The organism is Pseudomonas sp. NPDC087336, assembly GCF_044744285.1.
GTDB lineage: Bacteria > Pseudomonadota > Gammaproteobacteria > Pseudomonadales > Pseudomonadaceae > Aquipseudomonas.
In genome coordinates this window covers 53,162-78,021 of the sequence record NZ_JBIUYA010000005.1, presented here as the reverse complement: position 1 = coordinate 78,021, position 24,860 = coordinate 53,162, and the positions used below count along the sequence as shown (strand labels likewise).

Here is a 24,860-nt window from a genome sequence, read left to right as displayed (position 1 = left end):
CCGCGCAATGCACGAGTGCTGTTTTTCAGAAATATGGCAGGGGCGGCTGGATTCGAACCAACGCATGGCAGGATCAAAACCTGCTGCCTTACCGCTTGGCGACGCCCCTGTAGCTGCTGCCTGGAGAGCCGGGGAAGGCCCTCAGCAGGAATGGCCGGCAATTTACCAAGTTTTACGCCGCCTGGGAACCCCCTCGCCAAATTATTTTATTTTAAAACAGCGACTTACCATCAAGGGTCGACCTGCCCCATCAATTCCGGCACCGATTCCGGGCGATTGGCGAAGCGCTGGGCCAGCACCGCGCAGACCATCAACTGGATCTGGTGGAACAGCATCAGCGGCAGAATCAACACGCCGATAGTGCTGCCGGCGAACAGCACCTGGGCCATGGGCACGCCCGTGGCCAGGCTTTTCTTCGAGCCACAGAAAAGGATGGTGATGCGGTCCTGCTGGTTGAAACCCAGGGCCTTGCCCAGCACAGTGGAGGCCATCAACACCAGACCCAGCACCACGCAGCAGGCGACCACCAGCCCGGCCAGATCGCGCAATGGAATCTGGTGCCAGATGCCTTCGATCACCGCTTCGCTGAAGGCACCGTATACCACCAGCAGGATCGAGCCCTGGTCGACGAATTTCAGCCAGCTCTTGTTGCGCGCCACCCAGGCGCCGATCCAGCGGCGAGCGATCTGCCCGGCAATGAATGGCAGCAATAACTGCACGCTGATCTTGACGATGGCGTCGAGGGTCGAGCCGCCCTCGCCGTGCACGTCCAGCAGCAAGGTCACCAGCAACGGCGTGAGAAAGATGCCGAACAGACTGGACGCCGCCGCGCTGCAGATCGCCGCCGGGATGTTGCCTCGCGCCAAGGAGGTAAAGGCAATCGCCGACTGTACCGTGGCCGGCAGCGCGCAGAGGTAGAGCATGCCCATGTACAGGTCCGCGCCGATCATCGGTGACAGCAAAGGCTTGAGCGCCAGGCCCAGCAGCGGGAACAGGACAAAGGTCAGGCCGAACACCAGCAAGTGCAGGCGCCAGTGACCGGCACCGGCAATGATCGACTCGCGGGACAGTTTTGCACCGTGCAGGAAAAACAGCAGCGCGATGGCGATGTTGGTCAACCAGCCGAAGCCCACGGCCACCTGGCCACTGGCGGGCAGCAGGCTGGCGAGAAGGACCACGCCAATCAGGGTCAGGGTGAAGTTGTCGGGCAGGAAACGGGGGCGGGTCATCAGGATCATCCAGGCGGCCGGAAATGTTGCGACCACTCTAGCGCGCCCTCAGATTACCGACTAACGCTAACAAGCCAGGAGATGTCGCCTAACGGACAGCAAGAACCATGGCACCAGCGCGACTCAGCCTTCAGATCGACCACCGCCCTCGCGATCGCGCTCATACCGCCGAGCAAGCGGGAACGCCGGTAACCAGGCCTCGCGCCGCACCGTCCAGCTTTCGTAAGTGGGCACCAGCTGGTCAGGGGCATCGAGTGAGCCCAGGTTCACTTCGATTTCATCGGCGGTGCGGGCAAACACCGACGAGCCACAGCGCGGACAGAAATAGCGCCCGGCGTAATCCCGGGTTTCGCCTTCTATCGTCACCGCGTCCTCAGGAAAAATCGCCGAAGCGTGAAAGAGGGCACCGTGATGCTTGCGGCAGTCCAGGCAGTGACAGAGGCCAACCCGGTAAGGCTGACCCGACGCCACAATCCGCACATTGCCGCACAGGCAACCGCCCGTAAATCGTTGCATGCCGCCCCTCCTCTTCCAGGATTCGAAAGTCGCCGTTCAACGACTGTAGAGGGTCACACACCCCGCGCAGCAAAAACTTGCGAAAAGCGACAGTAGGCTAAGCTTACGCTCAGCTTATTGCCTACGATGCTCGCGGCGGCAGTTGTTGGTTTTTCTGGAGAGCGTCTGCAACAGCTATCTCAGACAGGCCCAGACAATTTGCGCAGGATTGCCGTGATGACCGAGCCGTTACTCAGTTTTGACCAACTCAAGCGTGCTGCCGCTTCCGGCGAGATCGATACCGTACTGGTGTGCATGGTCGACATGCAGGGCCGCCTGGTGGGCAAGCGCTTCCAGGTCGAGTTTTTCATCGACAGCGGTCATGAAGAAACCCATTGCTGCAACTACCTGCTGGCCGACGACATCGACATGGAGCCGGTGCCGGGCTATGCCGCCGCCAGTTGGAGCAAAGGGTACGGCGACTTTGTGCTCAAGCCCGACATGCGCACCTTGCGCAAGGTGCCCTGGCTTGAGTGCACGGCGCTGGTGCTGTGCGATGTGCTGGACCATCACCATCGGCAGGATCTGCCCCACAGTCCGCGGGCGATCCTGAAAAAACAGGTCGAGCGCCTGCGTGAACGCGGCTACACCGGCATGTTCGCCTCGGAACTGGAGTTCTATCTGTTCGACGAGAGCTACGAAGCCATCCACAAGCGCAACTACCACAAGCCGAAAACCGCCGGGCACTACATCGAGGATTACAACATCCTGCAGACCACCCGCGAAGAGCCGGTGCTGCGGGCGATTCGCAAGCACCTGCAGGCCAGCGGCATCCCGGTGGAAAATTCCAAGGGTGAATGGGGCCCGGGCCAGGAAGAAATCAACATCCGTTACGCCGACGCCATGACCATGGCCGACCATCACGTCATCATCAAGCACGCGTGCAAGGAGATCGCCCAGCTGCAGGGCAAGGCGATCACCTTCATGGCCAAGTGGCGCTATGACGCCGCCGGCTCCAGCAGCCACATCCACAATTCGCTGTGGGACAAGAACGCGAAGAAACCGCTGTTCTTCGACGCCAAGGCCGAGTTCGGCATGTCGAAGCTGATGCGTGCCTGGGTGGCCGGGCAGCTCAAGTACGCCAACGACATCACCTGTTTTCTTGCGCCCTACATCAACTCCTACAAACGCTTCCAGTCAGGCACCTTCGCCCCGACCCGCTCGGTGTGGAGCCGGGACAATCGCACCGCAGGCTTTCGCTTGTGCGCCGAGGGCAGCAAATCGATCCGTATCGAATGCCGCATCGGCGGCGCCGATCTCAACCCTTACCTGGCCTTCGCCGCGCTGATCGCTGCGGGGTTGGCGGGCATCGATGAAAAGCTCGAACTCGCTGCGCCCTTCGAGGGCGATGCCTACGTGGACGAGCATTTGCCTGAGGTCTCCAAGACCTTGCGTGAGGCCAGTGCCGCCTTGCAGAAGTCGAGCATGTTGCGCGAGGCCTTCGGCGACGAGGTGATCGACCACTACGTGCATACCGCCGAATGGGAACAGAAAGAGTACGACCGGCGAATCACCGACTGGGAACTGCAGCGCGGCTTCGAGCGCTATTGAGAGCACCATGACCAACACTGTTCAACTCATTTCGCCGGTCGATGGCCGGCTCGTCGCCGAGCGTCAGTACGCCGATATCGTGCAGATCGAGCAGGCGCTGGCGGCGGCCGCCCGCGCCCAGGCGCAATGGAAGCGCCGGCCATTGAGCGAACGCGCGGCGTTTTGCAGCGCCGCCGTGGACGCCATGCTGGCCATGAAGGATGAAATCGTTCCGGAACTGGCCTGGCAAATGGGCCGCCCGGTGCGCTATGGCGCCGGCGAACTGCGTGGTTTCGAAGAGCGTGCCCGGCACATGATCGCCATTGCGCCGCAAGCCCTGGCGGCGCTCGAATGCGATCCGGTCGCAGGTTTTCGCCGGTATATCAAACGTGAGCCCATGGGTACCGTGCTGGTGGTCGCGCCGTGGAATTACCCCTACCTGACGGCGGTCAACACAATTATTCCGGCGCTGATGGCCGGCAACAGCGTGATCCTCAAACACGCTTCGCAAACGCTGCTGGTGGGCGAGCGTTTTGCCCAGGCCATGCGCCAGGCCAATCTACCGGAAGGGTTGTTCCAGAACCTGTTGCTCAGTCACATCCATACCGGGGTGGTCATCGGCTCCGACCAGGTGCAGCAGGTGAACTTCACCGGCTCAGTGGCGGCCGGCCTGGAAATGCAACGCTCTGCGGTCGATGGTTTTCTGCGCGTGGGCCTGGAGCTCGGCGGCAAAGACCCGGCCTATGTCCGGGCAGACGCCAACCTCGAGCATACGGTGGAGAACCTGGTCGACGGCAGCTTCTTCAACTCCGGACAGAGCTGCTGCGCCGTGGAACGCATCTACGTCGATCAGAAAATCTACCCGGCGTTTGTCGAACGCTTCGCCGAACTGACCCGCCAGTATGTGCTGGGCAATCCGCTGGACGAAGCCACCACCCTCGGCCCGATGGTGAGCCCGGGCGCGGCGGATTTCGTCCGTGAACAGATTGCCGATGCGCAGGCCTTGGGCGCGAAGGCACTGATCGACCCGCGGGCATTTGCCGCCGACGCGCCGGGCAGCGCCTACCTCGCCCCGCAAGTGTTGGTCGAGGTCAATCATCAAATGTCGGTCATGCGCGACGAAAGCTTCGGCCCGGTGGTCGGCATCATGCCGGTTACCTGCGACGACGAAGCCGTGGCCTTGATGAACGACAGCGAGTTCGGTCTCAGTGCGTCGATCTGGACCCAGGACCTGGCCGCCGCCGAACGCCTGGGCGAGGAAATCGACACCGGCACCCTGTTCATGAATCGCTGCGATTACCTGGACCCGGCCCTGGCCTGGACCGGAGTGAAGAACAGTGGGCGCGGCGTCACGCTGTCAGCCCTGGGTTATGAACAGTTGACCCGCGCCAAATCCTTCCATCTGCGCCACGAGACCTGAACCATGAGCCTGACTGGAAACTGGAACTACCCCACGAGCATCCGCTTTGGTGTCGGCCGCATCGCGGAACTGGCCGAGGCCTGTCGCAGCCAGGGTATCCAGCGCCCGCTGCTGGTCACCGACAGCGGCCTGGGGCGAGCGTCTATCACCATCGCTGCGCTGGACGCTTTACGTAATGCAGGGCTGGGCGCCGCGCTGTTCTGCGACCTCAAGCCCAACCCGGTCGAAGCCAACCTGGCAGGCGGGCTCGATGCCTGGCGTGCGGGAAACCACGATGGCGTGGTGGCCTTTGGCGGTGGCAGCGGCCTGGACATGGGCAAGCTCATCGCCTTCATGAGTGGCCAGACCCGCCCGGTCTGGGATTTCGAAGACATCGGCGACTACTGGACCCGCGCTGATGAAAGCCGTATAGCCCCGGTCATCGCGGTGCCAACCACCGCGGGTACGGGTTCCGAAGTGGGCCGCGCAGCGGTGATCATCGACGATCGTACCCACACCAAGCGCATCATCTTCCACCCGAAAATGATGCCGCGCGTGGTCATCAGCGACCCGGCCCTGACGGTCGGCATGCCGGCCAAAGTCACCGCCGGCACGGGCATGGACGCCTTGGCCCACTGCCTGGAATCGTACTGCGCCCCCGGCTTCCACCCCATGGCCGATGGCATCGCGGTCGAAGGCATGCGCCTGGTGAGCAATGCCCTGGTGCGCGCCGTACACACCCCTTCGGACCTCGATGCACGCGGGCAAATGCTGGCGGCGGCGGCGATGGGCGCCACCGCCTTCCAGAAAGGCCTGGGCGGGATGCACGCCCTCGCGCATCCGATCGGCGCGCTGTACGACACCCACCACGGCATGACCAACGCCACCCTGATGCCCTATGTGCTGAAATTCAATCGCCCGGCCATCGAGGAACGCATCACGCGCCTGGCCGCGTACCTGCACCTGCCCTCCCCGGGTTTCGACAGTTTCCTGGCCTTCGTCCTCAAATTGCGCAAGGACATCGCTGTGCCGCACACGCTGTTTGAGCTAGGGGTGGATGACAAGCAGGCCGACCTGATTGCCGACATGGCGGTGGTCGACCCGTCGGCCGGTGGCAACCCGTTGCCCTTGACCCGAGCCGGCGTGGCGGAAATTTTCGAAGCGGCCTTCCACGGCCGTCTTCTGTAGGAGCGAGCAAGCTTTTCTCCTACAGAAAAGCAGGCAAGTTTCACCGGTTGCAAACAGGAGCAGTACGACAAGGGGTTGAAAGCCAATCCATCCGGAGCGCCGGGTGGCTGCGTATCAAAACCTGAAGGGGCACACCACAATGAACCCAGCAAGCCAGCCCGGCACCGACGCGCACGATGATGACGTCAAGGTGCTGCACAGCATGGGCTATGCGCAGCAGCTCTCGCGACGAATGGGGGTTTTCTCCAATTTCGCGATTTCCTTTTCGATCATCTGCATCCTCTCCGGCGGCATCAACTCACTCGCCCAGGGCACCTCGGGCGCCGGCGGTGCGTCGATCGGTATCGGCTGGCCGATCGGTTGCCTGATTTCCGGGGTGTTCGCCCTGGCCATGGCGCAGATTTCCTCGGCCTACCCCACCGCTGGCGGCCTGTATCACTGGGGCTCGATCCTCGGCAACCGGTTCACCGGCTGGCTCACGGCCTGGTTCAACCTGCTGGGGCTGGTCACGGTGCTCGGGGCGATCAACGTCGGCACCTACTATTTCTTTTTCGGCGCCTTCGGCCCCACGCTGGGCATGGAAGACACCACCACGACACGGGTGATTTTCCTGGCGATCCTCACCGGCCTCCAGGCTCTGTGCAATCACCTGGGAATCGGCCTGACCGCCAGGCTCACCGATTTCTCCGGCTACCTGATCTTCGCCACCGCACTGGCGCTGACCATCGTCTGCCTGATCTCCGCCCCCAGTTTCGAGTTCTCGCGGCTGGTGACCTTCGGCAACTACTCCGGCGCGGCGGGTGGCGGCGTTTGGCCGGAAGTCTCCAACGGCTGGATCTTCATGCTCGGCCTGCTGCTGCCGATCTACACCATCACCGGCTACGACGCCTCCGCCCACACCTCCGAGGAAACCCGCAATGCGGCCATTTCAGTGCCGCGGGGCATGGTCATGTCGGTGGTCTGGTCGCTGCTGTTCGGCTGGGTGATGCTCAGTGCGTTCGTGCTGATGCTGCCAAGCATGGACGAAGCGGCCAAGCAAGGCTGGAGCGTGTTCTTCTGGGCCATGAATACCCAGGTCAATCCGCTGCTCAAGGACGGCTTGTACCTGGCGATTTTCATATCGCAGGTGCTCTGTGGCCTGGCGACCGTGACTTCGGTTTCACGCATGATCTTCGCGTTCTCCCGCGACGGCGGCCTGCCTTGCTCGAAAGCGCTGGCCTCGGTCTCGCCAACCTTTCGCAGCCCGGTGGCAGCCATCTGGACCGGTGCCACACTCGCGGTGCTGTTCGTCTGGGGATCGTCGGTGATATCGATCGGCGAGACGCCGGTCTACACCATCGTGGTCTCCTGCACGGTGATCTTCCTGTTCTTCTCCTTCGTCATTCCCATCGTACTGGGTCTGTTCGCCTACGGCACCTCGAAATGGCCGACCATGGGACCGTGGAACATGGGGCGCTTCTGGTACACGGTGTTCGCCCTGCTCTCGGTCCTGTCGATGGTGATCATCTTCGTCATCGGCATCCAGCCACCAAACGACTGGGCGCTGTACATCACTATCGGCTTCCTGGTGTTGACGGCCATCGTCTGGTTCGGTTTCGAAGCGCGACGCTTCCAGGGACCGCCGGTGGGCGACGTGATCGTCAAGCGCCAGGCTGAAATCGCGGCGGCGGAAGCGGCGTTGGACAAGCGCTGAAGCGAAGGCGGCTTGCCTGACACGCCGCGGAACATGATTCATCCGTAGGAGCCAGGCTTGCCGGCGAAGAACGATGACGCGGTGCAGCAGATACACCCCGGGGTCCGGTTCGCCGGCAAGCCTGGCTCCTACAGGTTTTTGCGATAACCGTCCAACCACGCCCGGGTCATCGTGAACGCCTGCGCCAACCGCTCAGGTGCACAAATCTCGGAGCACGGCACCTCCACACTCCAGTGCACCTGCGGCGCCAGCACCTCGAGCAATCCCGCCAAGGCCAGTTGCCCCTGCCCCGCCGGCAAGCGACCCTCGCGGGCTTCGCGGATGATGCCCTCCCCCGTAGGTGCCTGCGCTGGCGCGTCGCACCACTGCACGCCATGGATATAGCGCCGTTCCAGTCCGGCCACGGCAGCGGCGTCGCCGCCGGAGCGGAACAGGTGCAACGTATCGAGCAGCACGCCGCCATTGGCCTGGCCCGCCGCCACGATCAACGCGACGGCCTGTTGCAGGTTGGCAATGTGGCGCCAGCGCATGAACTCCAGATCGACACGCAAGCCATAACCTGCCGCCGACTGGCACAGGGAGGCAAAATTATCCGTGAGCCGCGAATGCTGCGGATCGTCCCCCGATACCGTGAGGCAACGCGCGCCCAGTTGCGCCCCGGACTCCAGCAGCGGCGCGAGCTCGGCGATGTTCACCTGCGGTGTGAGCTCGACAAATTCGATCTCATTGACCGTCACGCCCTCGGCATCCAGCGCAGTCTTCAACTCCCGCAGCGCCTGGCTGCCCGGCAACAGCGGGTAGGCGATGCCACCCGCCATGGCCGGGTGCAGGCGCAGCCCGACTGAACTGAAACCGGCGCGTGCCGCCTCGCGTACCCACTCGATGGGCGCCAGTTCCAGCGCGGTCAGGTGCGCTACACCGAGGCCGCTCAATAGGTGGCCCTGCCGCCGCTGAGGTCGAACACAAACCCCGTGGTGAAGCTGCACTCGGGCCCGGCGATCCAGGTCACCATGTTGGCGATCTCCTCGATTTGCAGGAAACGCCCCATGGGGATCTTGGCTTTGCTTGCGGTAATGTGCTCGGGGGTCATTTCCGCCATCAGCCCGGTTTCGACCATGGCCGGGGCAATGCAATTGAGCAGCACGCCGTCCTGGGCCAATTCCTTGGCCGCCGCCTTGGTAAACGCGATGACACCCGCCTTCGCCGCCGAATACCCCGAGATGTATTGCACGCCGTCCTTGCCAGCCATCGAGGCGACATTGACGATGCGTCCGTAGCCACGCTCGCGCATATGTGGGATAACGGTGCGACAGCAATAGAACACCCCCGTCAGGTCGATGGCGATGACCTGGTCCCAGGCCTCTGGCGGGTACTCCCAGGAAGGCATCACCGGCCCATTGATCCCGGCATTGTTGACCAGGATATCGACGCGACCCTGTTGGGCGACGACCTCCTTGAAAGCCGCCTCCACGGATGCCAGCGAGGCGACATTGACGGCTTGGCGCAACACCGGTTCAAAGCCATTGGCGACGCTGTCCCAGCCATCGACCGCCAGGTCCCAGATGACGATCTGCGCGCCAGCGCTGTGCAAGCGACGGGCGATGCCCAGGCCAATGCCACGCATGCCGCCGGTGACGATGGCCGTCTGGCCTTCCAGGTATCGAGTCATCAAACTGCTCCTTGTTGTACGGATTGGATTTCAGGCAGGCGGCGCAGATCGCGCACCATGAACAGGTAGCACAGCGCGCCCAGCACGGTGATCGAGGAAACGAACGCCAGGGCCCAGACGAACGAGCCGGTGGTGGTGACAATCACGCCGATGGTCAGCGGGGTGACGATGCCAGCCGCATTGGCGAACAGGTTGAACACGCCACCGCTCAGGCCGAGCAGGCCTTTGGGGGCGATGTCGGACACGATCATCCAGGCCAGTGCGGACATGCCCTGGGCGAAATAGGCCACACAGAGAATGGCGATCACCAGCGCGTCGGAGTCCACGTAGTTGGCCAGCACGATCACTGATGCGGTCAACAGACCGGCAATCACCGGCAATTTGCGCGCGACATTCAGCGAGTAGCCGCGACGCAGCAAGGCGTCCGACAGCCAGCCACCGGCCAGGGTGCCGAGGGAAGCGGCAATGAATGGCAGCACCGCGACCCAACCCACCTTGAGCCAGGGCATGTGCCGCTCGGTGACCAGATATGTAGGGAACCAGGTCAGGAAAAACACGTTCGTCGAGTTACAGGCAAACTGCCCCAGGCAGATCCCCAACATGTTGCGATGCTTGAGCAACGCCGGAATCTGCGACCAACGAAAGCGCGTGGCCTTCTGCCCGCCATCGACCACCCCGCCGCCCGCGGCAATGTAGTCCAGCTCCGCCTGATTGGCCGTGGTCGACTCGTGGGGCTCGTGGTACTTGCGCCACCACACCAGGCCATACAGAACACCGAGGATGCCCACGGCCACCAGCAACACGCGCCAGCCATAGGCGTGCAGCACCCAGAACAGCAGCGGCGTGAGAAACGCCAGCCCGACGTACTCGGCGAAGGTATAGATGCCGGTCGCCCGCGCCCGCTCGCTTTGCGGGAACCAGGTCGCGACCACCCGACTGTTGGTGGGAAAGCACGGTGCCTCGGTGGCGCCCACTAGCAAGCGAAAGCCCAGTAGCGAAAGAAAGCCCTGGGCGAGGCCCTGCAGGCCGGTGAATACCGACCATAGGGTCAGCGCCAGCCAGTAGGTGAACTTGGTGCCCAAGCGGTCGATCAGAATGCCGCCAGGAATCTGCGCGGCGGCGTAGGTCCAGGAAAATGCGGAAAAGATCAGCCCCATCATGACCGCGTTCAGGCCCAGGTCGGCACTGATGCTGGGCGCGGCGATGCCCATCACGCTGCGATCCAGGTAGTTGATCATGGTGCCACCGGAAATCAGCGCAAGGATCATGAACCGGGTGCGGGTCCTGACGCTTTGCGCCGCCGGACAGGCGAGCGTTGCCGCTACGAATCGATTGTCGGTCGTCATTGTTTTTGTTCCTTGTTGTTATCGGGGGTATTGCGCCAGCACAGCCCGCCCGAGGGCGGATTCAACGCTCGCCGAATCCGAACAGTCGGCGCGGCGTGTCCCACATCACCTTCCTGCGCACACTGGCATCGGCCATCAACTGCTCGGCCAGCTTGAGCAGCGGCCCGTAGTCCACCCGCGATTGCTCGCGAATGAACGGCCAGTCCGAGCCCCACACACAAGCATCCGGGCCAAAGGACTGAATCAGCTCACGTACGTACGCACCGGCTTGCTCCTGGAGATGATCGTGGGCGGCGAATTTCTGCATGCCGGAGATTTTCACGCAGGCCCTGCCGCTACCGGCCAGACCCAGTAGCGCCTGGAACCCTGGCTGGGCGACGCCTGCGCGGGCCTCGGGACGGCCGCAGTGGTCGATCAGCAGCCGTGGCGCAGTCGATTCAATCAAGCCCAGCAGCTCGACCAGCTGGTTGCCCTGCACCTGGATCTGGGCGAACAAATCCAGCTCGGCGAGCCGGCCGAAGAGGCCTGCGACGCCAACCATGCTGGCCATGCCTTCCAGCGCCGGATTGAAGGCGACGCCCACCACCCCCTGTTCCTTGAGCGCTGCCAGTTCGTCCAGGCTGAGGTCGTGCTCGACCACCGCGATCCCTTTGAAACGGCCTTCGCCTTGCGCCAGCGCATGCAGCAGGCAACGGTTGTCCGTGCGGTAGCCACTGGTTGGCCCCACCAGCAACGCGTGTTGCACGCCATAGGCGTCCATTACCCGACCGAACTGCTCCAGGGTCGCGACCTCCTGCCCGGCGGGTGCGTAGATTGTGTCGGTGCGATAGGGAAACCGCGCGGGGTCGAACAGGTGGTTATGGCAATCGATCTTGGGTTCGTCGTAGATGCTCAAGGCTGCTCCTGCCAAGCGTCACTGCGCTTGCTCACTGATCTTTGTTATTGTTTCGCCGCTTTTGGGCGATGCGTTGCAGTGACGATACGGCCAGGCGGTGAATAGCGCTCATACACAGATCGCTCGAACAATAACCAAAGGTTAATGACCCATGCCCAACGGCGAAGGCCCCGACGCCACCTCGATGGTGTTCAAGCTGCGGCACATGGAAGTGTTCCGGGCGGTGATGCTCACTGGCTCGATCAGCGGTGCGGCAAAAATGCTCTACGTGTCGCAGCCGGCGGTCAGCAAGCTGATCGCCTATATCGAGAGCCGGCTGGTCTACCGTCTGTTCCAGCGCATCAACAATCGCCTGGTGCCCACCGCCGAGGCGCTGACCCTTTACCGCGAAGTCGAGCGTGTCTACCAGGCCGCACTGGCGGTCAACGAATGCGCCCGGGCCCTGGCCAACGGCCCGAACCGCCAGCTGCGCATCTGCTGCAGTGCATCGCTGTCGACGGTAGTCATCCCGGTCGCCCTGGCCCGGCTCAAGCGAGAAATGCCGTCACTGAACATCGAATGGCAAACGACGTTGATGGGCGACATGCCCAACCAGATACTCTCGAAGAAAGTCGACCTGGCCATTTCCGCCCTGCCGCTGATCCACGACCATCTGCACTCACTGGCCTTCATGCGCGCGCGCATGGTCTGCGTGATGCCGGCTGATCACCCTTTGGCCGACAGCGCTTCATTGTCACTGCACGAGTTGGTCGACCAGCCGTTGTTGCTGTTTCGCCCCGACATGCCTTTTGGCCGATTGCTGGCCGAAGAGATCGAACGCCAGGGCCTGAACCTGCACTCGATGCTCAACTTCACCAATGCCAACGAAGCGGTAGCCCTGGTCAAGCAAGGCATGGGCCTGAGCATCATCGATGAGTTCGTGGCCCAGGACAGCGGCCTGGTCGTGGTGCCGCTGGTTGAAGCGATTCACTTCGATATCAGTTTCGTCTACTCGCGGTTCGAGCCGCTTTCACAGTCGGCCGCACAGCTCATGCAGGTGCTGCATGGCCAGGCGGTCAAACTGGGTCGGGCGATCCCCGGGGTCGAGTTGCCGAGCTTCGACTGATCAGCGCAGGCCCGTTTGAAGCGCTTGGCGCGCAGACATCGGCGCTCGCAATTTCACGGCAGGCTCGCCCCTGCCGATGAGCCTGTTCCTGGCAAAATAGCAAAATCGTGATGTGTTCCCTTCGTTCTTTCATACGTCGCAGACTTCACTGCCCGTTTTCCCCCGTCTGGAGTTTTATCAATGCCCTCGCCCCAATCCCTGTCCGCCGCGTTGCTGGGCCTGGCCCTTGTTTGTCCGGCGATCGCCCAGGGCCAGGGACTGGAGTTAGGGCAAGTGCTGATCGGGGCCGATAATCCGAGTGACGAGGACCAGGGGATCGAGGACGCCAAGGCGCGGCTCGACCAGGTGCCTGGCGGCACCAACGTGGTCGACATGCGCCGCCCCCTGCAGGGCCGGGTGGCGAGCAATCAGGATGTGCTGGCTTATCAGCCAGGCATCTATGCCCAGTCGGCGGGCAACGAAGGGGTGAAGATCTCGATCCGCGGATCGGGCATCAACCGTGCGCCGGGCGCCCATGCCTCGGGCCTGTACGCCATGCTCGACGGCCTGCCGCTGACCGGCCCCGGCGGCACGCCCTATGAGCTCCTGGAGCCGCTATGGCTTGACCATGTGGAGGTGCTGCGCGGCGCCAACGGTTTCGACCGCGGAGCCCTGGCCCTGGGCGGGGCCATCGACTACGTCAGCCATACCGGCTACAACGCACCGCGCTTGCAGGTACGCTATGCCACGGGCAGCCACGGTTATCAGCAGCGTCAGGTCAGCTCCGGGCAGGTGCTGGGCGACTTCGACTACTACCTGGCCCTGACCGACGCTCGCGCGGACGGCTATCAGGATCACACCGCCAGCGAGAGCCAGGGTGTCATCGCCAACTTCGGCTATCGCTTCAACCCGAACCTGGAAACGCGCTTCTACCTGCGCTACCGCCAGACCGACAACGACCTCGCCGGACGGGTCACCAAGCACTCCATCGAGCACGACCCGCGCGCGGCCAACCCCGCCTACGTGGCGCGCGACGATCGCCGTGAACAGCCGGGCAGCACCTTCATCGGCAACAAGACCACCTGGTTCATCGATGACGATTCGAGCATCCAGGCCGGCCTTGCCTACCATGACTATCCCATGGATTTGCGCGAGGGTCCCAACCGCCTGAAGGTCGCGTACACGGATGTCAGTGGCACCTTCGACTACAAGCGTCGCGACACCCTCTGGGGACTGCAGAGCCAGAGCACCCTGGGCCTGCGCGTTACCAAGCACCTGCCCAACGCCGGCGCCAGCGAGCAGGTGCGCATCCCCACCGGCAACACCGCAGGTTATGCGCCGGGCACGCCCATGCGCAATTTCACCTACCAGGGTTCCGACAGCGTCCTGCATGTGGGCAATGACCTGGAGATCGCCGACGACCTGTGGCTGACCACGGGCCTCGCTGCCATCTACACCCGCCGGGAAAGCGCGGTGACTTACCCGCAAGGCGGTGGCAAGACCAGTCAGGGCGACTGGGACTATGCCCCGCGCCTGGGCCTGCGCTACCAATTGACACCCGACCTGCAACTGTTCGGCAACCTCAGCCGCTCGGTCGAGGCGCCGCACCCCTGGTCGCTGATCTACAGCTCCAACATTCGATTCCCGGCCGGCAGCGGCCCCGCCACCGGTACCCAGCGTGATCCGGTCGAGCTGCAAAACCAGACCGCGACCACCCTGGAACTGGGCGGTCGCGGCGACAGCGCGATGGGCCAATGGAGCCTGGCCTGGTACTACTCCCAAGTGCGCCACGAATTGCTCTCGGTGTTGCCGGATGCCAACGCCACCACGCCCTACGAGCTCAATGCCAGCCCTACCGTGCACCAGGGCGTGGAAGCCAGCCTGCTGAGCAACCTGTGGTCCGGCGACGATGGCGGTCAACTGAGCCTGCGCCAGAGCTACACCTTCAGTGACTTCCACTACCAGGACGACGAGCGCTTCGGCGACAACCGTCTGCCGGGCCTGCCGATGCACTACTACCAGGGCGAGCTGCGCTACGACTGGCCCCAGGGCTTCTTCGCCGCGCTCAATACGCAATGGGTGTCCAAGGTGGCGGTCGATTACGCCAACAGCTACTACGCCGATCCCTACGCGCTGTTCGGCGCGACCCTGGGCTACAACGCGCCCAAGGGTGACTGGCAAACATGGGTGGACATGCGCAACCTGACCGACAAGCACTACGCCGCCACCGTCACGCCGGGCTACGACGACAAAGGGTTGGACGCAGCGCGGTCGACGCCGGGTGAAGGTATGGGGGTGTATGTCGGGGTGTCGTGGAGCCTGTTGTAAGCGACGCCCAACGCCCTACAGGATCGAGCGTATGGTCCCGCCTTCGATGCGCATCGCCATGCCATTGAGCGCCGGTGACGCCGCCAGGTGCAGAACGCTGCAGGCCACCTCGTCGGGGTCGATCATGCGCCGGATCAGTGAAGTCGGTTCGGTTTCGTCGAAGTAATCCTCGACCACCTGCTGCGCGGTGATGCCCTTTTGCCCCGCGATTTCCCGGTGATAGCGCTTGACCGCCTCGGTGGCGGTCGGCCCTGGCAGTATCGAATTGACGCGCACGGCCGTGCCTTTGGTCAATTCCGCCAACGCCCTAGAAATGCCCAGCACGCAAGTTTTCATCGCACCGTAGTGCACCATCCACGGCTGTGGCTTGACCGCCGATTCGCTGCTGATGAACACGATCGAACCCTCTCCACGCTCAAGCATGGCCTTCATCACCAGGCGCGTCATGCGCACGCCACTCATGACATTGACGTTGAAGTAATGAAGCCACTGGGCGTCGTCGGTTGCAAAAAAGTCGCGCACCTCGAAGATGCCCACGTTGTTGATCAGAAAATCGATCGGCCCCGCCTCGCTGGCCAGGGCCTCCAGACGCTCGGCCTCTGCGTTGTCGGTCAAGTCGGCAACCATGCCGCTGCTGCCCTCGCCCAGTTCTTGCAGCGCCGTACCGACCTCCTCTTCATTGAGCCCGCTGATGACCACGCGGGCGCCTTCAAGGATGAAACGCCGGGCGATGGCCTTGCCGATGCCCGTCGCGCCACCGGTGATCAGCGCGGTTTTTCCAGTCAGTTGGTAATCCATGGGGGCAGCCTTCTTTTGTCGTTATGCGCGCCATCATGCCCCAGACCCGGTTCGACGATTTTCAAGGATTGCTGAAGACTGATTTAGCCAACGGCTGAAAGCGCCTCACACCCGGCCATTCGCCAACTGCGCACTGACCTTGTCCAGCAGGAAGTCGATAAACACCCGCACGCGGTGCGGCAACTGCTGGCCGGGGCCAATGAACACGGCATGAATCGCCTCGGTTTCCCCGCTGTCGTACGCCTGCAGCACCGGCACCAGGCTTCCTGCCTGCAGATCGTCGTGGATGTGGAAATTCGCAAGGCGGGCGATCCCCAGGCCCGCCAGTGCCGAGCGACGCATGCTCTCGCCATCGCTGAGCAAGACATTGCCCTTAGGCTCGATCTCGATGCGCTGGCCGTCGGTGCCGCGAAACACCCAGGCCTGGGAATGTCGATGAAAACCGAAGCTGAGGCGGTTATGCCGTTGCAGGTCGTCAAGGTTCTGCGGTTGGCCGCAGCGCGCGATGTAACCAGGTGAAGCCACGGTGAGCATGCGGCTCTCACCCAGGCGGCGCTGCACCAGGCTGGACTCCTTCATCGGCCCGGTACGGATCGCAATGTCGGCGCGGCGCTCGAGCAGGTCGACAACCGTGTCGGTGAGTTCCACGTTGAGGGTAATGTCCGGATAGGCCGCGAAAAAATCCGGCAGCAGTGGCAGCAGGCAATGCAGGCCAAACGGCAGGTTCGCATTGACCTGGATCAGCCCGCTGGGTTTGCTCACGTTGGCGATATCGCGCTCGGCGCAATCGATCAGCTCAAGTATGCGCAGGCATTCACTGTTGAAGCGCTCGCCTTCGGCGGTGAGTTCCAGGCGCCGGGTCGAACGATGCAGCAGGCGCGCGCCGAGGCGAGCCTCCATGCGCGCTATCAATTTGCTGACGGCCGAGGGCGACATGTCCAGCTGCCTCGCGGCTTCGGAGAAGGTACCGGCGTTGACGACCCGGGTGAAGACTTCCATCTCGCCGGATCGATTGATGTCTTTGATGTTTATCACGAACTGAATTCACAGATGATTATCCTTCAAGCAGTCTAGCTCATATGCGGGGCCAATCGTATGGTGAAGCGTTCCTGAAACTGGAATACCCGCCCGCTGCTCGGCAAAGGGCGGTAATCACATAAGCGACGAGGACAAGACATTGAAGATTTTCGTTACCGGCGTGACCGGCTACATCGGCGGCTCCGTGGCCAAATACCTGGTGGATGCGGGTCATGAAGTCCGGGGCCTGCTGCGCAACCCGGAGCAGCGCAGTGCCTTGCAGGCCCTGGGTATCAGCCCGGTGCTCGGCACCCTGGATGACGCCTTTATTCTCGCTGAACAGGCACGTTGGGCCGATGCGGTGGTCAACGCCGCGAACTCGGACCACCTGGCTTCGGTGCAAACCTTCATCAAGGCATTGAGCGGCAGCGCAAAAGTGCTGCTGCACACGTCGGGCTCGAGCGTGGTCGGTGACGATGCACGCGGTGCTTATGAGCGCGCCGAGATCTTCACCGACGAGACGCCCTTCACCCCGATGGACATCCGCAAGGACCGGGTCGAAATCAACCAGATCGTGCGTCGCGCCGGCGTCGAACAGGGCATTCGCAGCATCGTGTTCTGCCCGACCATGATCTACGGCGAGTCCTTGGGGATGCCGTCCAAAAGCGACCAACTGCCCAAGCTGTTCGCCCAATCGCGCAAGTACGGCGCCGGCGCGTACATGGGTGCCGGCGTGCATCGCTGGTCCAATGTGCACATCGAGGACCTGGCGGAGCTGTATCGCCTGGCCATCGAGAAAGCCCCATCCGCCTCGCTGTTCTTTGCTGAAAACGGCGAAGCATCGTTCCTCGAGATTGCCACGTCCATCAGCAAGTCGCTGGGTTTCGGTGGTGAGATCCGCAGTTGGCCTGCGGATGAGGCCATTGCCCTGCTGGGTGATTGGGCGCGCTTCGCCATTGGCTCCAACAGCCGCGTTCGCGCCGTGAACGCCCGCGTGTTGTTGGGGTGGAAGCCCAAGCGTGAGTCGATTCTGGAGTGGATCGAGAACAGTGGTGTGCAGTGGTGATATTGGCGGCCTGATAGCCGACCTGATTCCAGGTGTGTCCGCGATGTGATCGTTCCCACGCAGAGCGTTGGAACGATCACGTGTTCACTTGAAATCAGGTCGGCTTTAAGGCCGCCTCGCTTTTGTTTTTGATCTGGGCGCCCCGTTAACCACGCTGGCCGAACGCAGGCATTGCGCAGTGGCCCACAGAGCAATGCCAGAGAGAGGGCATGCCGAGCCATAAGCGAGGCACCGAGTGGTGGGGCTAGAGCTTTTGGTTACTTTGCGCTTTTCAAAGTGACCCGCTGAAAGAGCGGAACCATAAGCAGCCGTTACCGCAGCAATGGATATGTACTCAACCCCCACCCATGACCCATCAGGCCCAAAACCAAAACACTCCCCACAAAAAATCCCAGGCAAAAAAAAACGTGCGACCAGGGCCTTCATCAATGAAGTCCCCCGCCGCACGCCAGGCTCATAAAGCCTAAAAAGGGGTAACACAGTCAGGGAGAAATGGGCTTAACCCAACACCTCCAGCGCGACGCTTTCGATCCCCGCCGCATCCAGCCGGTAATGCCGATAGAGATGGGTGGGCGGCGCAATCAGGCTGTATTCGTCGTAGAGGCCATGGCGCCGCACTTTGACACCGATGCCCTCCTCGGCGATGACTTCGCACACGGCCCCGCCCAATCCGCCAATGATGTTGTGCTCCTCCACGGTGAGAATCGCCCGGCTGTTGCGCGCAGCAGTCAGCACCGCCTCGCGGTCCAGCGGCTTGATGGTGGTCATGTCGATCACGCCCACCGAACGTCCGGCGGCATTCAAGGCCCGCGCGGCTTCAAGGGCCGGGTGTACCGTGGAGCCGGTGGCGATGATGGTCAGTTCATCGCCCGTCAGGTGCACCGTGGCCTTGCCGAAGACAAAGTCCGGAACGCTGTCATAGACCACCGGATCCCGCCCGCGCTGAATGCGGAAGTAGATCGGTTGCGGGTAGTTGGCCGAAGCCAGGATCGCCGCCTTGAGCTGATTGCCATCGGCCGGTGCGACCACCGTGATGTCGGCGATCGAACGCATGATCGCCAGGTCTTCGGTGGCGTGGTGCGAGGTACCATAGAAGCCCAGGGAGATGCCGGCGTGGTGGCCGATCAGGCGCACGGGCAGTGCCGAGTAGGCCACGTCCATGCGGATCTGCTCACAGCACAGCAACGGCAGGAAAGACGCAAAGGTCGCCACGAACGGTTTCATGCCCACCGCCGCCATCCCGGCCGCGGCGGACACCATGTTCTGTTCGGAAATGCCGAACTGCACGAAACGCTCGGGATGCTGTTCGGCGAACTTCGACAAACCATTGGAGTACTGCAGGTCAGCGGTGCCGGCGACCACCGGCTCGCCGCGCTCGACCAGTTCGATCAGCGCATCGGACAAGGCATTCAAGCTGGGGGTCTGGCTGTTCAGTTCCCGGTACTGCCAGGAGTTGTTCGACAGAGGTGCGGTATTCATGGCTTAGATCACCTTGCTTTTGATTTCATCGATAGCGCGTTGTGCGTCTTGCGGGTCGAGATAACCCAGGTGCCATCCCGGCTCGGTTTCCATGTAGGAAACGCCTTTGCCCTTGACCGTATTGGCGATGACGCACACCGGTTGCGTGCGCGTGGTGTCGGCCTTGAGGCGCCGCAGCAGGCTGGTCACCGCCGCCAGGTCATGGCCATCGACCACATGGGTTTCCCAACCGAAGGCGATCCACTTGTCCGCCAGTGGCTCGATGCCGATCACGTCATCCACGTTGCCGTCGAGCTGATAGCCATTGCGGTCGATGATCGCCACCAGGTTGTGGACCTTGTGGTGAGCCGCGCCCAGCGCCGCCTCCCACACCTGGCCTTCCTGCATTTCGCCGTCGCCGAGCATCACGTAAGTGGTGAACGACTTGCCCAGCATTCGCCCAGCCAGGGCCATGCCCAGCCCGCCGGACAAGGCATGGCCGATGGAACCGGAAGAAAAATCCACTCCCGGGACCTTGCGCATGTCCGGGTGATCGCCCAGCGGGTTGCCCAGGCGCGTGTAGTTGTCGAGGATCTCTTTCTCGAAGAACCCCCACTCCACCAGCACCGGAAACAGGCCGACCGCCGCATGCCCCTTGCCCATCATGAAACGGTCGCGATCGGGCCATTTCGGCTCGGCGAACCGCAGGTCCATCACGTCGTAATACAGGGCGGCGAACAGCTCGGCGGCGGAGAACACCGAGGTGTAGTGGCCAACCTTGGCGATTTCGATCAGGCGAATGGTTTCCAGGCGAATGAACTGGGCCTTTTCCCGCAGCCGGGCCAGCTCTTCGTCGGTCAATTGAAAGTCGCGCTGTGCATTTTCGCGCAAGTGTTGCGTCGTCAAATCAGTCATGTGTCGTGTCCAGGGGCATTACCAGAGTTTCGGCCACATCCGCGATGTGGCCGGGCCCAGCGCAGGCGATCACTGCGCTTTCAAGCGTGGCGTCATGTAGTCATTGAGGCGTGGCATGACCTGCTGCGCGGTCAGCTCCATGGAGCGTCGCCACAGCGCTGCGTCGTCCCACTCATGGAAGGTGGTCATCAAGGTGCCGAATGGCCCGGTCTGTTCGCTGAACGCGACCAGTTGCTCGGTGACCGAATTCACGTCGCCGTAGATCACCATTTCCTTGATGCAGTGATCGACCGTCACTTCCTCGTCGGTCATGTCGGGGCGGGTCTTGAAGATCTTCGTGTAGTGGTTGCTGGCCAGGTTATCGATCATGTAGTCGAAGTAACGCCGCAGGGTGCAACTCTCCATGGCCAGATAGTCCTCGGCCTGGGCCTGGGAGTCAGCGACAAACACCGAACGGGCCACCCGCCAGTTGTTGGCGTCGGCCTTGATGCCGGCATTTTCTGCGCCCTGGCAGTAGGCTTGCCAATGCGAGGCCACGGTTGCCGTTGGATTGAAGTTGGCGGACATCAAGTCCCAGTCCCTGGCGCCGGCCAGTTTCGCGGTACCGGAGAACGGACTCATCGCCGTGGTCGCGACGCGCGGGAACGGTTTCTGGAACGGGGTCGGCATGTAGCCGATCTGCAGTTCGTGATGGACCGAGTCCTTGAGGCTGACCTGATAGTGTTCGGTCGAAAACTCATAAGGTGCGCCCGAGTTCCAGATCGCCCGGATCATCTCGTAGCACTCGACCATCATCTGTCCGCGGTCCTTGCCGTTGCTGCCGTACACCTCGAAGTCGGAGGCCAGCCCGCCCGGGCCGATGCCCATGATGAAACGCCCCTTGGACATGTGATCGAACATCGCCGCATCGGCAGCGATACGCGCCGGGAAATGATGGGGCAGATTGAGTACACCGGTGCACAACTTCATGCGCCGGGTCAGCGGAATCAGCGTGGAAAGAAATTGCAGTGCATTGGTGATCGGCTCCGTGCGTTGTGAGGTGTGTTCACCGACCCAAAGCTCATCGAAACCGACGCTGTCGGCGTGGACGGCGCAGGCAATATCCTGGTCGTACATCTCGTGATAATCCCAGCCCTTGTGATGAAGTGGCTGCATGAACATGGCGAGTTTCATGTCGTTCTCCTGCTGTTTTCAGTGACCGCTGTGTTGCGAACAGGGTTGCTGCAACACAGCGTTTTCATGACGAGCGCTCGTTTCGCAGGCGTGCCAGTGCCGGCGCCGCGAGTCGCAACGTTCAAGCAAAGGGGTTCAATATCCGGGGCTGACCGAGCGTTGCTTCAACGCACGCCATCGGCCCTCGGTGGGTTCAGTTACGCGTCAACTTCCATGCAGCAGCCACCCGCCATCCACCAGCAAGTCAGTGCCCGTCACGTAGGAGGACAATGGCGAAACCAGGTACAGCACGGCATCGGCAATTTCCCAGGGCTCTGCTGCCCGGCCCAGGGGGATGTTGTTCAGCACGTTGTTCTGCCGGTGCTGCTCCAGCAGTTCCGGCTCCAGGTTGCCCGGGGTCGCCGTCAGCCCCGGCGAGATCGAGTTGACCCGAATGTCGAAGGCGCTCAAGTCCTTGGCCAGGCTGCGGGTCATGGCCAGTACCGCGCCCTTCGAAGCGTCGTAGGTACAGTGATTGGCCATGGACCGGTGGCCACAGATCGACGACAGATTGACGATCGCCCCGGCGCTTTGCTGCCGGCGCATCTGCCGCTGTGCCGCCTGCGCACCGAGGAACACCCCGCGCGTGTTGATGGCGTGGAGCCGGTCCCAGAAGTCCGCATCGACCTCGTCGATGGGCTTGAGCGGATAGACGCCGGCGTTATTGATCCAGATATCCAGGCGGCCGAAGCGCTCGACGGCCATGTCCGCCAGGCGCTGGATATCGGCGGGCTGGCTGACATCGGTGGGCAGAAATTCAACGGCAAATCCGGCCTCGACCAGTTCACCGCTGCGCTCCGGCGCCAGGCTGCCAATCAATACCTTGGCACCCGCTTCGGCCAGGCGCCGACTGATGGCCAGGCCGATGCCGCTGCCGCCGCCAGTGACGACGGCGGTCTTGCCGGACAAGTCCAGCAACTGCGCGAACGGTCGGTACGGCAGTGCTTGATAGGGACCAGACATGGTGGAATCTCCTTGATTGCTGCCCGTCATCAGGCGGTGGCCAGGGTCATGATGCTGTCAGGAGCAATCTGCGGCCGATGCAGGATGCCCTGGGAGCAGCCGCGCGCCATGACCATGACCCGATGGGACAAGCCAATGACTTCTTCAAGATCGGAACTGACGACGACCACCGAAACACCGGTTTTCGCCAGATCGATGATCAGCTCGTAAATCGCCGCACGGGCGCCCATGTCGATGCCCCGGGTCGGTTCATCCAGAATGATCACTTTCGGATTTCGGGCGATCCATTTGGCGATGACCACTTTCTGCTGATTGCCACCGGACAACTTGTCGAGCATCTGCCCCGCCACGCCCTTGATCCCCAGTGTCGCTATACGCTCACGGGCAAAAGCTGCGACCCGCTGGTTGGCCATGATCCCGCAGGAACTCAGGCTGTCCAGGTTGCAGTAGGTCAGGTTCTCGGCAATGGTCTGGCTCAGCACCACGCCTTCGGATTTGCGGTCTTCGGGTATCAGCACCACGCCGGCATGGATCGCCGCCTGCACGTTGTTGGCCGGCAGCGGCCGATCGCCCAGCATCACCTTGCCCTGGCTCAGCGCACTCAACCCGGCAATCGCCTGGACCAGCTCGGTGCGACCGGCGCCGACAATGCCGGCAATCCCGAAGATCTCCCCGGCCTTGACCGAAAACGACACATCGTGAAAGCGCCCGGCCTTGTCCGACAGTTGCTCGACCCGCAGCACCTCCGCGTCCCCGGGCAGCGGCAACTCCGGGAACAAGCGCTCGATCGGCCGCCCCACCATCTGCGACACCAGCACGCTGACATCCGCCGAGCCGCTATCGTGACGGGCGATCAGGTGCCCGTCTCGCATCACCACGACCTTGTCGGCGATCCGCGCAATTTCATCCATCCGGTGGCTGATGTAGATGAAGGACACGCCCTCCTTTTTCAGCTCCTCGATCTGCTTGAACAGCAGGTCGGTTTCATCCTTGCCCAGGGCGGCGGTCGGCTCGTCGAGGATCAGCAAGCGCGAGTTGAGCGTCAGGGCTCGGGCGATTTCCACCAGTTGCTGGGCGGCGATCTTCAGTTGCCGCACCGGGGTTTGCGGGGAAATGTCCAGGCCCAGGCGCCGCAGTTGTTTCTCGGTTTCGCGGTGCATGGCCTTGCGGTCGATCATGCCGTCGCGGGTGGGCAGGTGACCGAGGAACACATTCTCGGCCACGCTCAAGTCCGGCAGCAGATGAATCTCCTGATGGATCATGTTGATGCCCAGGGCCATGGCCGCCCCCGGTCCGTTCGGCGCGTAGGGTTCGCCTGCGAGGAACATCGTGCCTTTGGACGGCGTCAAGGCGCCGGCGACGATGGAGGAAAAGGTCGACTTGCCCGCACCGTTCTCCCCCAGCAACGCCACCACTTCGCCGTAGCCGATATCCAGGCTGATGTCTTCCAGCACCCTGACCGAATTGAATGACTTGCCGATGTTGCTGGCCCGAAACAGCGGTGCCTGCCCGGTCTGGATCGCACTCATGACGTTACCCTCCTTCGCCGGTCTCAAGGGTGCTGCTCAAGAAAGGTCGCCACGTTTTCGCGGGTGGTGACGAAGGCCGGCAGCAGTTGAGTCTTGGTCACCGGCTTGCCTTGCTGCAGGTCGACCGCGGTGCGCAACGCCGTACGCCCCATTTCCACGGCTTGCTGGGTGATGGTCATGTCCAGCTTGCCATCGCGAATGGCTTCCAGGGCCGAGGGCAGGCCGTCATAACCGAAGACCCAGACCTTGTGATCGATGTTGGCGACCTTGACGGCCTGGGCCGCACCCAGGGCCGGCGCATCGGAACGGCCGATGAACACGTTGATCTTCGGGTTTTTCTGCAGCATGTCCTGGGCCACCTTGAAACCGTTGTCCTGCAGCCAGTCGGTCGGCTTGCGGTCGACGATTTTCATCTCCGGCGCCTCGGACAACACCGCGTCCAGGCCTTTGGCCCGGGCCACTTCGGTCGAGTCGCCCAAGGTTCCCTGGAGCAGGCCGATCTCGGCCTTGCCACCGGTCAGCTTGATCATTTGCCGGGCCAGCTCACCCGCCGCCGCCAGGTTGTCGGTGGAGATATAGGCATCGCACTCGACATTTTTCGGGAAGTTATCGATGCAGATCACCGGCACCCCCTGCTGCCGCGCCAACCGCACCGGTACGGCCGAAGCAGCGCTGCCGGTGGCGGTGTAGAGCAGCACATCGATGCCTTTACTCAACATGTCCTGGATCTGGCTAACCTGCCGTGCCGGATCGGCCTGGGCGTCGGCGACCAGCACATTGTTGATCCCCAGGCCCTTGGCCTGTTCCATCACGCCATCGCGGACCATCAGGTAGAACACCCATTGCAAGCTCGGGATCGACATCCCGACGGTGATCTGATCCACGGGTTTAGTCTGGGCGTTCACACCGGACGACATCAGGCAGCCAAGCAGCGGCAACCACAGCAGACGCACTGAAAAAGCAGGCAGTTTCATGTTTTTATCCTT

At 62.5% G+C, this 24,860-nt stretch carries 21 protein-coding genes and 1 tRNA gene; 7 read left to right on the top strand and 15 right to left on the bottom strand.

All coding sequences use genetic code 11. The features are described from left to right. Positions 1 to 34: 34 nt before the first annotated feature. The 3 genes from ACIO0C_RS06710 to ACIO0C_RS06700 all read right to left on the bottom strand — a co-directional run bounded on the left by ACIO0C_RS06710 (position 35) and on the right by ACIO0C_RS06700 (position 1,745). Positions 35 to 109: transfer RNA gene (locus ACIO0C_RS06710), tRNA-Gln, on the bottom strand. A gap of 121 nt (positions 110 to 230) precedes the next feature. After that, positions 231 to 1,229, bottom strand: coding sequence for a bile acid:sodium symporter family protein (locus ACIO0C_RS06705; RefSeq protein ID WP_401309408.1), 999 nt, complete (start codon positions 1,227 to 1,229; stop codon positions 231 to 233). A gap of 123 nt (positions 1,230 to 1,352) precedes the next feature. Beyond that, on the bottom strand, positions 1,353 to 1,745 hold the full coding sequence (locus ACIO0C_RS06700) for a GFA family protein (RefSeq protein ID WP_401309405.1): 393 nt from the start codon (positions 1,743 to 1,745) through the stop codon (positions 1,353 to 1,355). Positions 1,746 to 1,961: 216 nt separating this feature from the next. Between ACIO0C_RS06700 and ACIO0C_RS06695 the strand changes: the two genes are divergently transcribed. The 4 genes from ACIO0C_RS06695 to ACIO0C_RS06680 all read left to right on the top strand — a co-directional run bounded on the left by ACIO0C_RS06695 (position 1,962) and on the right by ACIO0C_RS06680 (position 7,594). Then, complete coding sequence (locus ACIO0C_RS06695) at positions 1,962 to 3,335, top strand: glutamine synthetase family protein (RefSeq protein WP_401309402.1); 1,374 nt, start codon at positions 1,962 to 1,964, stop codon at positions 3,333 to 3,335. A gap of 7 nt (positions 3,336 to 3,342) precedes the next feature. Beyond that, entirely contained in the window at positions 3,343 to 4,734 is a 1,392-nt protein-coding gene (locus ACIO0C_RS06690) for an aldehyde dehydrogenase family protein (protein WP_401309399.1), read from the top strand. Positions 4,735 to 4,737: 3 nt separating this feature from the next. Beyond that, complete coding sequence (locus tag ACIO0C_RS06685) at positions 4,738 to 5,901, top strand: iron-containing alcohol dehydrogenase (RefSeq protein WP_401309396.1); 1,164 nt, start codon at positions 4,738 to 4,740, stop codon at positions 5,899 to 5,901. Between the two features lie 139 nt (positions 5,902 to 6,040). Continuing rightward, positions 6,041 to 7,594, top strand: coding sequence for an amino acid permease (locus ACIO0C_RS06680; RefSeq protein ID WP_401309393.1), 1,554 nt, complete (start codon positions 6,041 to 6,043; stop codon positions 7,592 to 7,594). 128 nt (positions 7,595 to 7,722) lie between these two features. Here the strand turns inward: ACIO0C_RS06680 and ACIO0C_RS06675 are convergent, their stop codons facing one another. The 4 genes from ACIO0C_RS06675 to ACIO0C_RS06660 form a co-directional block, all read right to left on the bottom strand. Continuing rightward, positions 7,723 to 8,526: a sugar phosphate isomerase/epimerase family protein gene (locus ACIO0C_RS06675; protein ID WP_401309390.1), complete on the bottom strand. Its 804-nt coding sequence runs from the start codon at positions 8,524 to 8,526 to the stop codon at positions 7,723 to 7,725. Beyond that, positions 8,523 to 9,263 carry an SDR family NAD(P)-dependent oxidoreductase gene (locus tag ACIO0C_RS06670; RefSeq protein WP_401309387.1) on the bottom strand — a complete coding sequence of 247 codons (741 nt, stop codon included), beginning with the start codon at positions 9,261 to 9,263 and terminating at the stop codon, positions 8,523 to 8,525. Before ACIO0C_RS06670 ends, ACIO0C_RS06675 begins: the two co-directional genes overlap by 4 nt. Next, positions 9,263 to 10,609: an MFS transporter gene (locus ACIO0C_RS06665; protein ID WP_401309384.1), complete on the bottom strand. Its 1,347-nt coding sequence runs from the start codon at positions 10,607 to 10,609 to the stop codon at positions 9,263 to 9,265. Before ACIO0C_RS06665 ends, ACIO0C_RS06670 begins: the two co-directional genes overlap by 1 nt. Before the next feature lie 61 nt (positions 10,610 to 10,670). After that, positions 10,671 to 11,504, bottom strand: coding sequence for an amidohydrolase family protein (locus ACIO0C_RS06660; protein ID WP_401309381.1), 834 nt, complete (start codon positions 11,502 to 11,504; stop codon positions 10,671 to 10,673). A 151-nt stretch (positions 11,505 to 11,655) separates the two neighbouring features. Here ACIO0C_RS06660 and ACIO0C_RS06655 point away from each other — a divergent pair, with 151 nt between their 5' ends. Both ACIO0C_RS06655 and ACIO0C_RS06650 read left to right on the top strand, forming a co-directional pair. Next, on the top strand, positions 11,656 to 12,609 hold the full coding sequence (locus ACIO0C_RS06655; protein ID WP_401309379.1) for a LysR family transcriptional regulator: 954 nt from the start codon (positions 11,656 to 11,658) through the stop codon (positions 12,607 to 12,609). Between the two features lie 180 nt (positions 12,610 to 12,789). Beyond that, on the top strand, positions 12,790 to 14,916 hold the full coding sequence (locus tag ACIO0C_RS06650; RefSeq protein WP_401309376.1) for a TonB-dependent receptor family protein: 2,127 nt from the start codon (positions 12,790 to 12,792) through the stop codon (positions 14,914 to 14,916). 15 nt (positions 14,917 to 14,931) lie between these two features. Here the strand turns inward: ACIO0C_RS06650 and ACIO0C_RS06645 are convergent, their stop codons facing one another. Both ACIO0C_RS06645 and ACIO0C_RS06640 read right to left on the bottom strand, forming a co-directional pair. Continuing rightward, complete coding sequence (locus tag ACIO0C_RS06645) at positions 14,932 to 15,714, bottom strand: SDR family NAD(P)-dependent oxidoreductase (RefSeq protein ID WP_401309373.1); 783 nt, start codon at positions 15,712 to 15,714, stop codon at positions 14,932 to 14,934. A gap of 105 nt (positions 15,715 to 15,819) precedes the next feature. After that, the gene (locus tag ACIO0C_RS06640) at positions 15,820 to 16,749 is read right to left on the bottom strand and encodes a LysR family transcriptional regulator (protein ID WP_401309370.1); all 930 of its coding nucleotides are present in this window, start codon (positions 16,747 to 16,749) and stop codon (positions 15,820 to 15,822) included. A 142-nt stretch (positions 16,750 to 16,891) separates the two neighbouring features. Here ACIO0C_RS06640 and ACIO0C_RS06635 point away from each other — a divergent pair, with 142 nt between their 5' ends. After that, on the top strand, positions 16,892 to 17,797 hold the full coding sequence (locus ACIO0C_RS06635) for an NAD-dependent epimerase/dehydratase family protein (protein ID WP_401309367.1): 906 nt from the start codon (positions 16,892 to 16,894) through the stop codon (positions 17,795 to 17,797). Positions 17,798 to 18,295: 498 nt separating this feature from the next. Here the strand turns inward: ACIO0C_RS06635 and ACIO0C_RS06630 are convergent, their stop codons facing one another. From ACIO0C_RS06630 to ACIO0C_RS06605, 6 genes are all read right to left on the bottom strand, one after another. Beyond that, positions 18,296 to 19,276: a transketolase family protein gene (locus tag ACIO0C_RS06630; RefSeq protein WP_401309365.1), complete on the bottom strand. Its 981-nt coding sequence runs from the start codon at positions 19,274 to 19,276 to the stop codon at positions 18,296 to 18,298. A 3-nt stretch (positions 19,277 to 19,279) separates the two neighbouring features. Further along, positions 19,280 to 20,170 carry a transketolase gene (locus ACIO0C_RS06625; protein ID WP_401309362.1) on the bottom strand — a complete coding sequence of 297 codons (891 nt, stop codon included), beginning with the start codon at positions 20,168 to 20,170 and terminating at the stop codon, positions 19,280 to 19,282. A gap of 69 nt (positions 20,171 to 20,239) precedes the next feature. Continuing rightward, a complete protein-coding gene (locus ACIO0C_RS06620; protein WP_401309359.1) occupies positions 20,240 to 21,343 on the bottom strand; it encodes an LLM class flavin-dependent oxidoreductase in 1,104 nt (367 codons plus the stop codon). Between the two features lie 204 nt (positions 21,344 to 21,547). After that, positions 21,548 to 22,345, bottom strand: a complete 798-nt coding sequence (locus ACIO0C_RS06615; protein WP_401309357.1) for an SDR family NAD(P)-dependent oxidoreductase — start codon at positions 22,343 to 22,345, stop codon at positions 21,548 to 21,550. A 29-nt stretch (positions 22,346 to 22,374) separates the two neighbouring features. Next, a complete protein-coding gene (locus tag ACIO0C_RS06610) occupies positions 22,375 to 23,874 on the bottom strand; it encodes a sugar ABC transporter ATP-binding protein (protein WP_401309354.1) in 1,500 nt (499 codons plus the stop codon). 23 nt (positions 23,875 to 23,897) lie between these two features. After that, positions 23,898 to 24,848 (bottom strand): sugar ABC transporter substrate-binding protein, encoded by a 951-nt coding sequence (locus ACIO0C_RS06605; protein ID WP_401309351.1) that lies wholly within the window; start codon positions 24,846 to 24,848, stop codon positions 23,898 to 23,900. Positions 24,849 to 24,860: the final 12 nt, after the last annotated feature.

What these genes read in the sequence shown, in the direction of transcription:
- ACIO0C_RS06685 (WP_401309396.1), top strand. Translation starts at nt 4,738, where the DNA reads ATGAGCCTGACTGGAAACTGGAACTACCCCACGAGCATCCGCTTTGGT.
- ACIO0C_RS06645 (WP_401309373.1), bottom strand. Translation starts at nt 15,714, where the DNA reads ATGGATTACCAACTGACTGGAAAAACCGCGCTGATCACCGGTGGCGCG.
- ACIO0C_RS06615 (WP_401309357.1), bottom strand. Translation starts at nt 22,345, where the DNA reads ATGTCTGGTCCCTATCAAGCACTGCCGTACCGACCGTTCGCGCAGTTG.
- ACIO0C_RS06620 (WP_401309359.1), bottom strand. Translation starts at nt 21,343, where the DNA reads ATGAAACTCGCCATGTTCATGCAGCCACTTCATCACAAGGGCTGGGAT.
- ACIO0C_RS06605 (WP_401309351.1), bottom strand. Translation starts at nt 24,848, where the DNA reads ATGAAACTGCCTGCTTTTTCAGTGCGTCTGCTGTGGTTGCCGCTGCTT.
- ACIO0C_RS06655 (WP_401309379.1), top strand. Translation starts at nt 11,656, where the DNA reads ATGCCCAACGGCGAAGGCCCCGACGCCACCTCGATGGTGTTCAAGCTG.
- ACIO0C_RS06625 (WP_401309362.1), bottom strand. Translation starts at nt 20,170, where the DNA reads ATGACTGATTTGACGACGCAACACTTGCGCGAAAATGCACAGCGCGAC.
- ACIO0C_RS06610 (WP_401309354.1), bottom strand. Translation starts at nt 23,874, where the DNA reads ATGAGTGCGATCCAGACCGGGCAGGCACCGCTGTTTCGGGCCAGCAAC.
- ACIO0C_RS06650 (WP_401309376.1), top strand. Translation starts at nt 12,790, where the DNA reads ATGCCCTCGCCCCAATCCCTGTCCGCCGCGTTGCTGGGCCTGGCCCTT.
- ACIO0C_RS06690 (WP_401309399.1), top strand. Translation starts at nt 3,343, where the DNA reads ATGACCAACACTGTTCAACTCATTTCGCCGGTCGATGGCCGGCTCGTC.
- ACIO0C_RS06700 (WP_401309405.1), bottom strand. Translation starts at nt 1,745, where the DNA reads ATGCAACGATTTACGGGCGGTTGCCTGTGCGGCAATGTGCGGATTGTG.
- ACIO0C_RS06680 (WP_401309393.1), top strand. Translation starts at nt 6,041, where the DNA reads ATGAACCCAGCAAGCCAGCCCGGCACCGACGCGCACGATGATGACGTC.
- ACIO0C_RS06630 (WP_401309365.1), bottom strand. Translation starts at nt 19,276, where the DNA reads ATGAATACCGCACCTCTGTCGAACAACTCCTGGCAGTACCGGGAACTG.
- ACIO0C_RS06695 (WP_401309402.1), top strand. Translation starts at nt 1,962, where the DNA reads ATGACCGAGCCGTTACTCAGTTTTGACCAACTCAAGCGTGCTGCCGCT.
- ACIO0C_RS06705 (WP_401309408.1), bottom strand. Translation starts at nt 1,229, where the DNA reads ATGACCCGCCCCCGTTTCCTGCCCGACAACTTCACCCTGACCCTGATT.
- ACIO0C_RS06670 (WP_401309387.1), bottom strand. Translation starts at nt 9,263, where the DNA reads ATGACTCGATACCTGGAAGGCCAGACGGCCATCGTCACCGGCGGCATG.
- ACIO0C_RS06665 (WP_401309384.1), bottom strand. Translation starts at nt 10,609, where the DNA reads ATGACGACCGACAATCGATTCGTAGCGGCAACGCTCGCCTGTCCGGCG.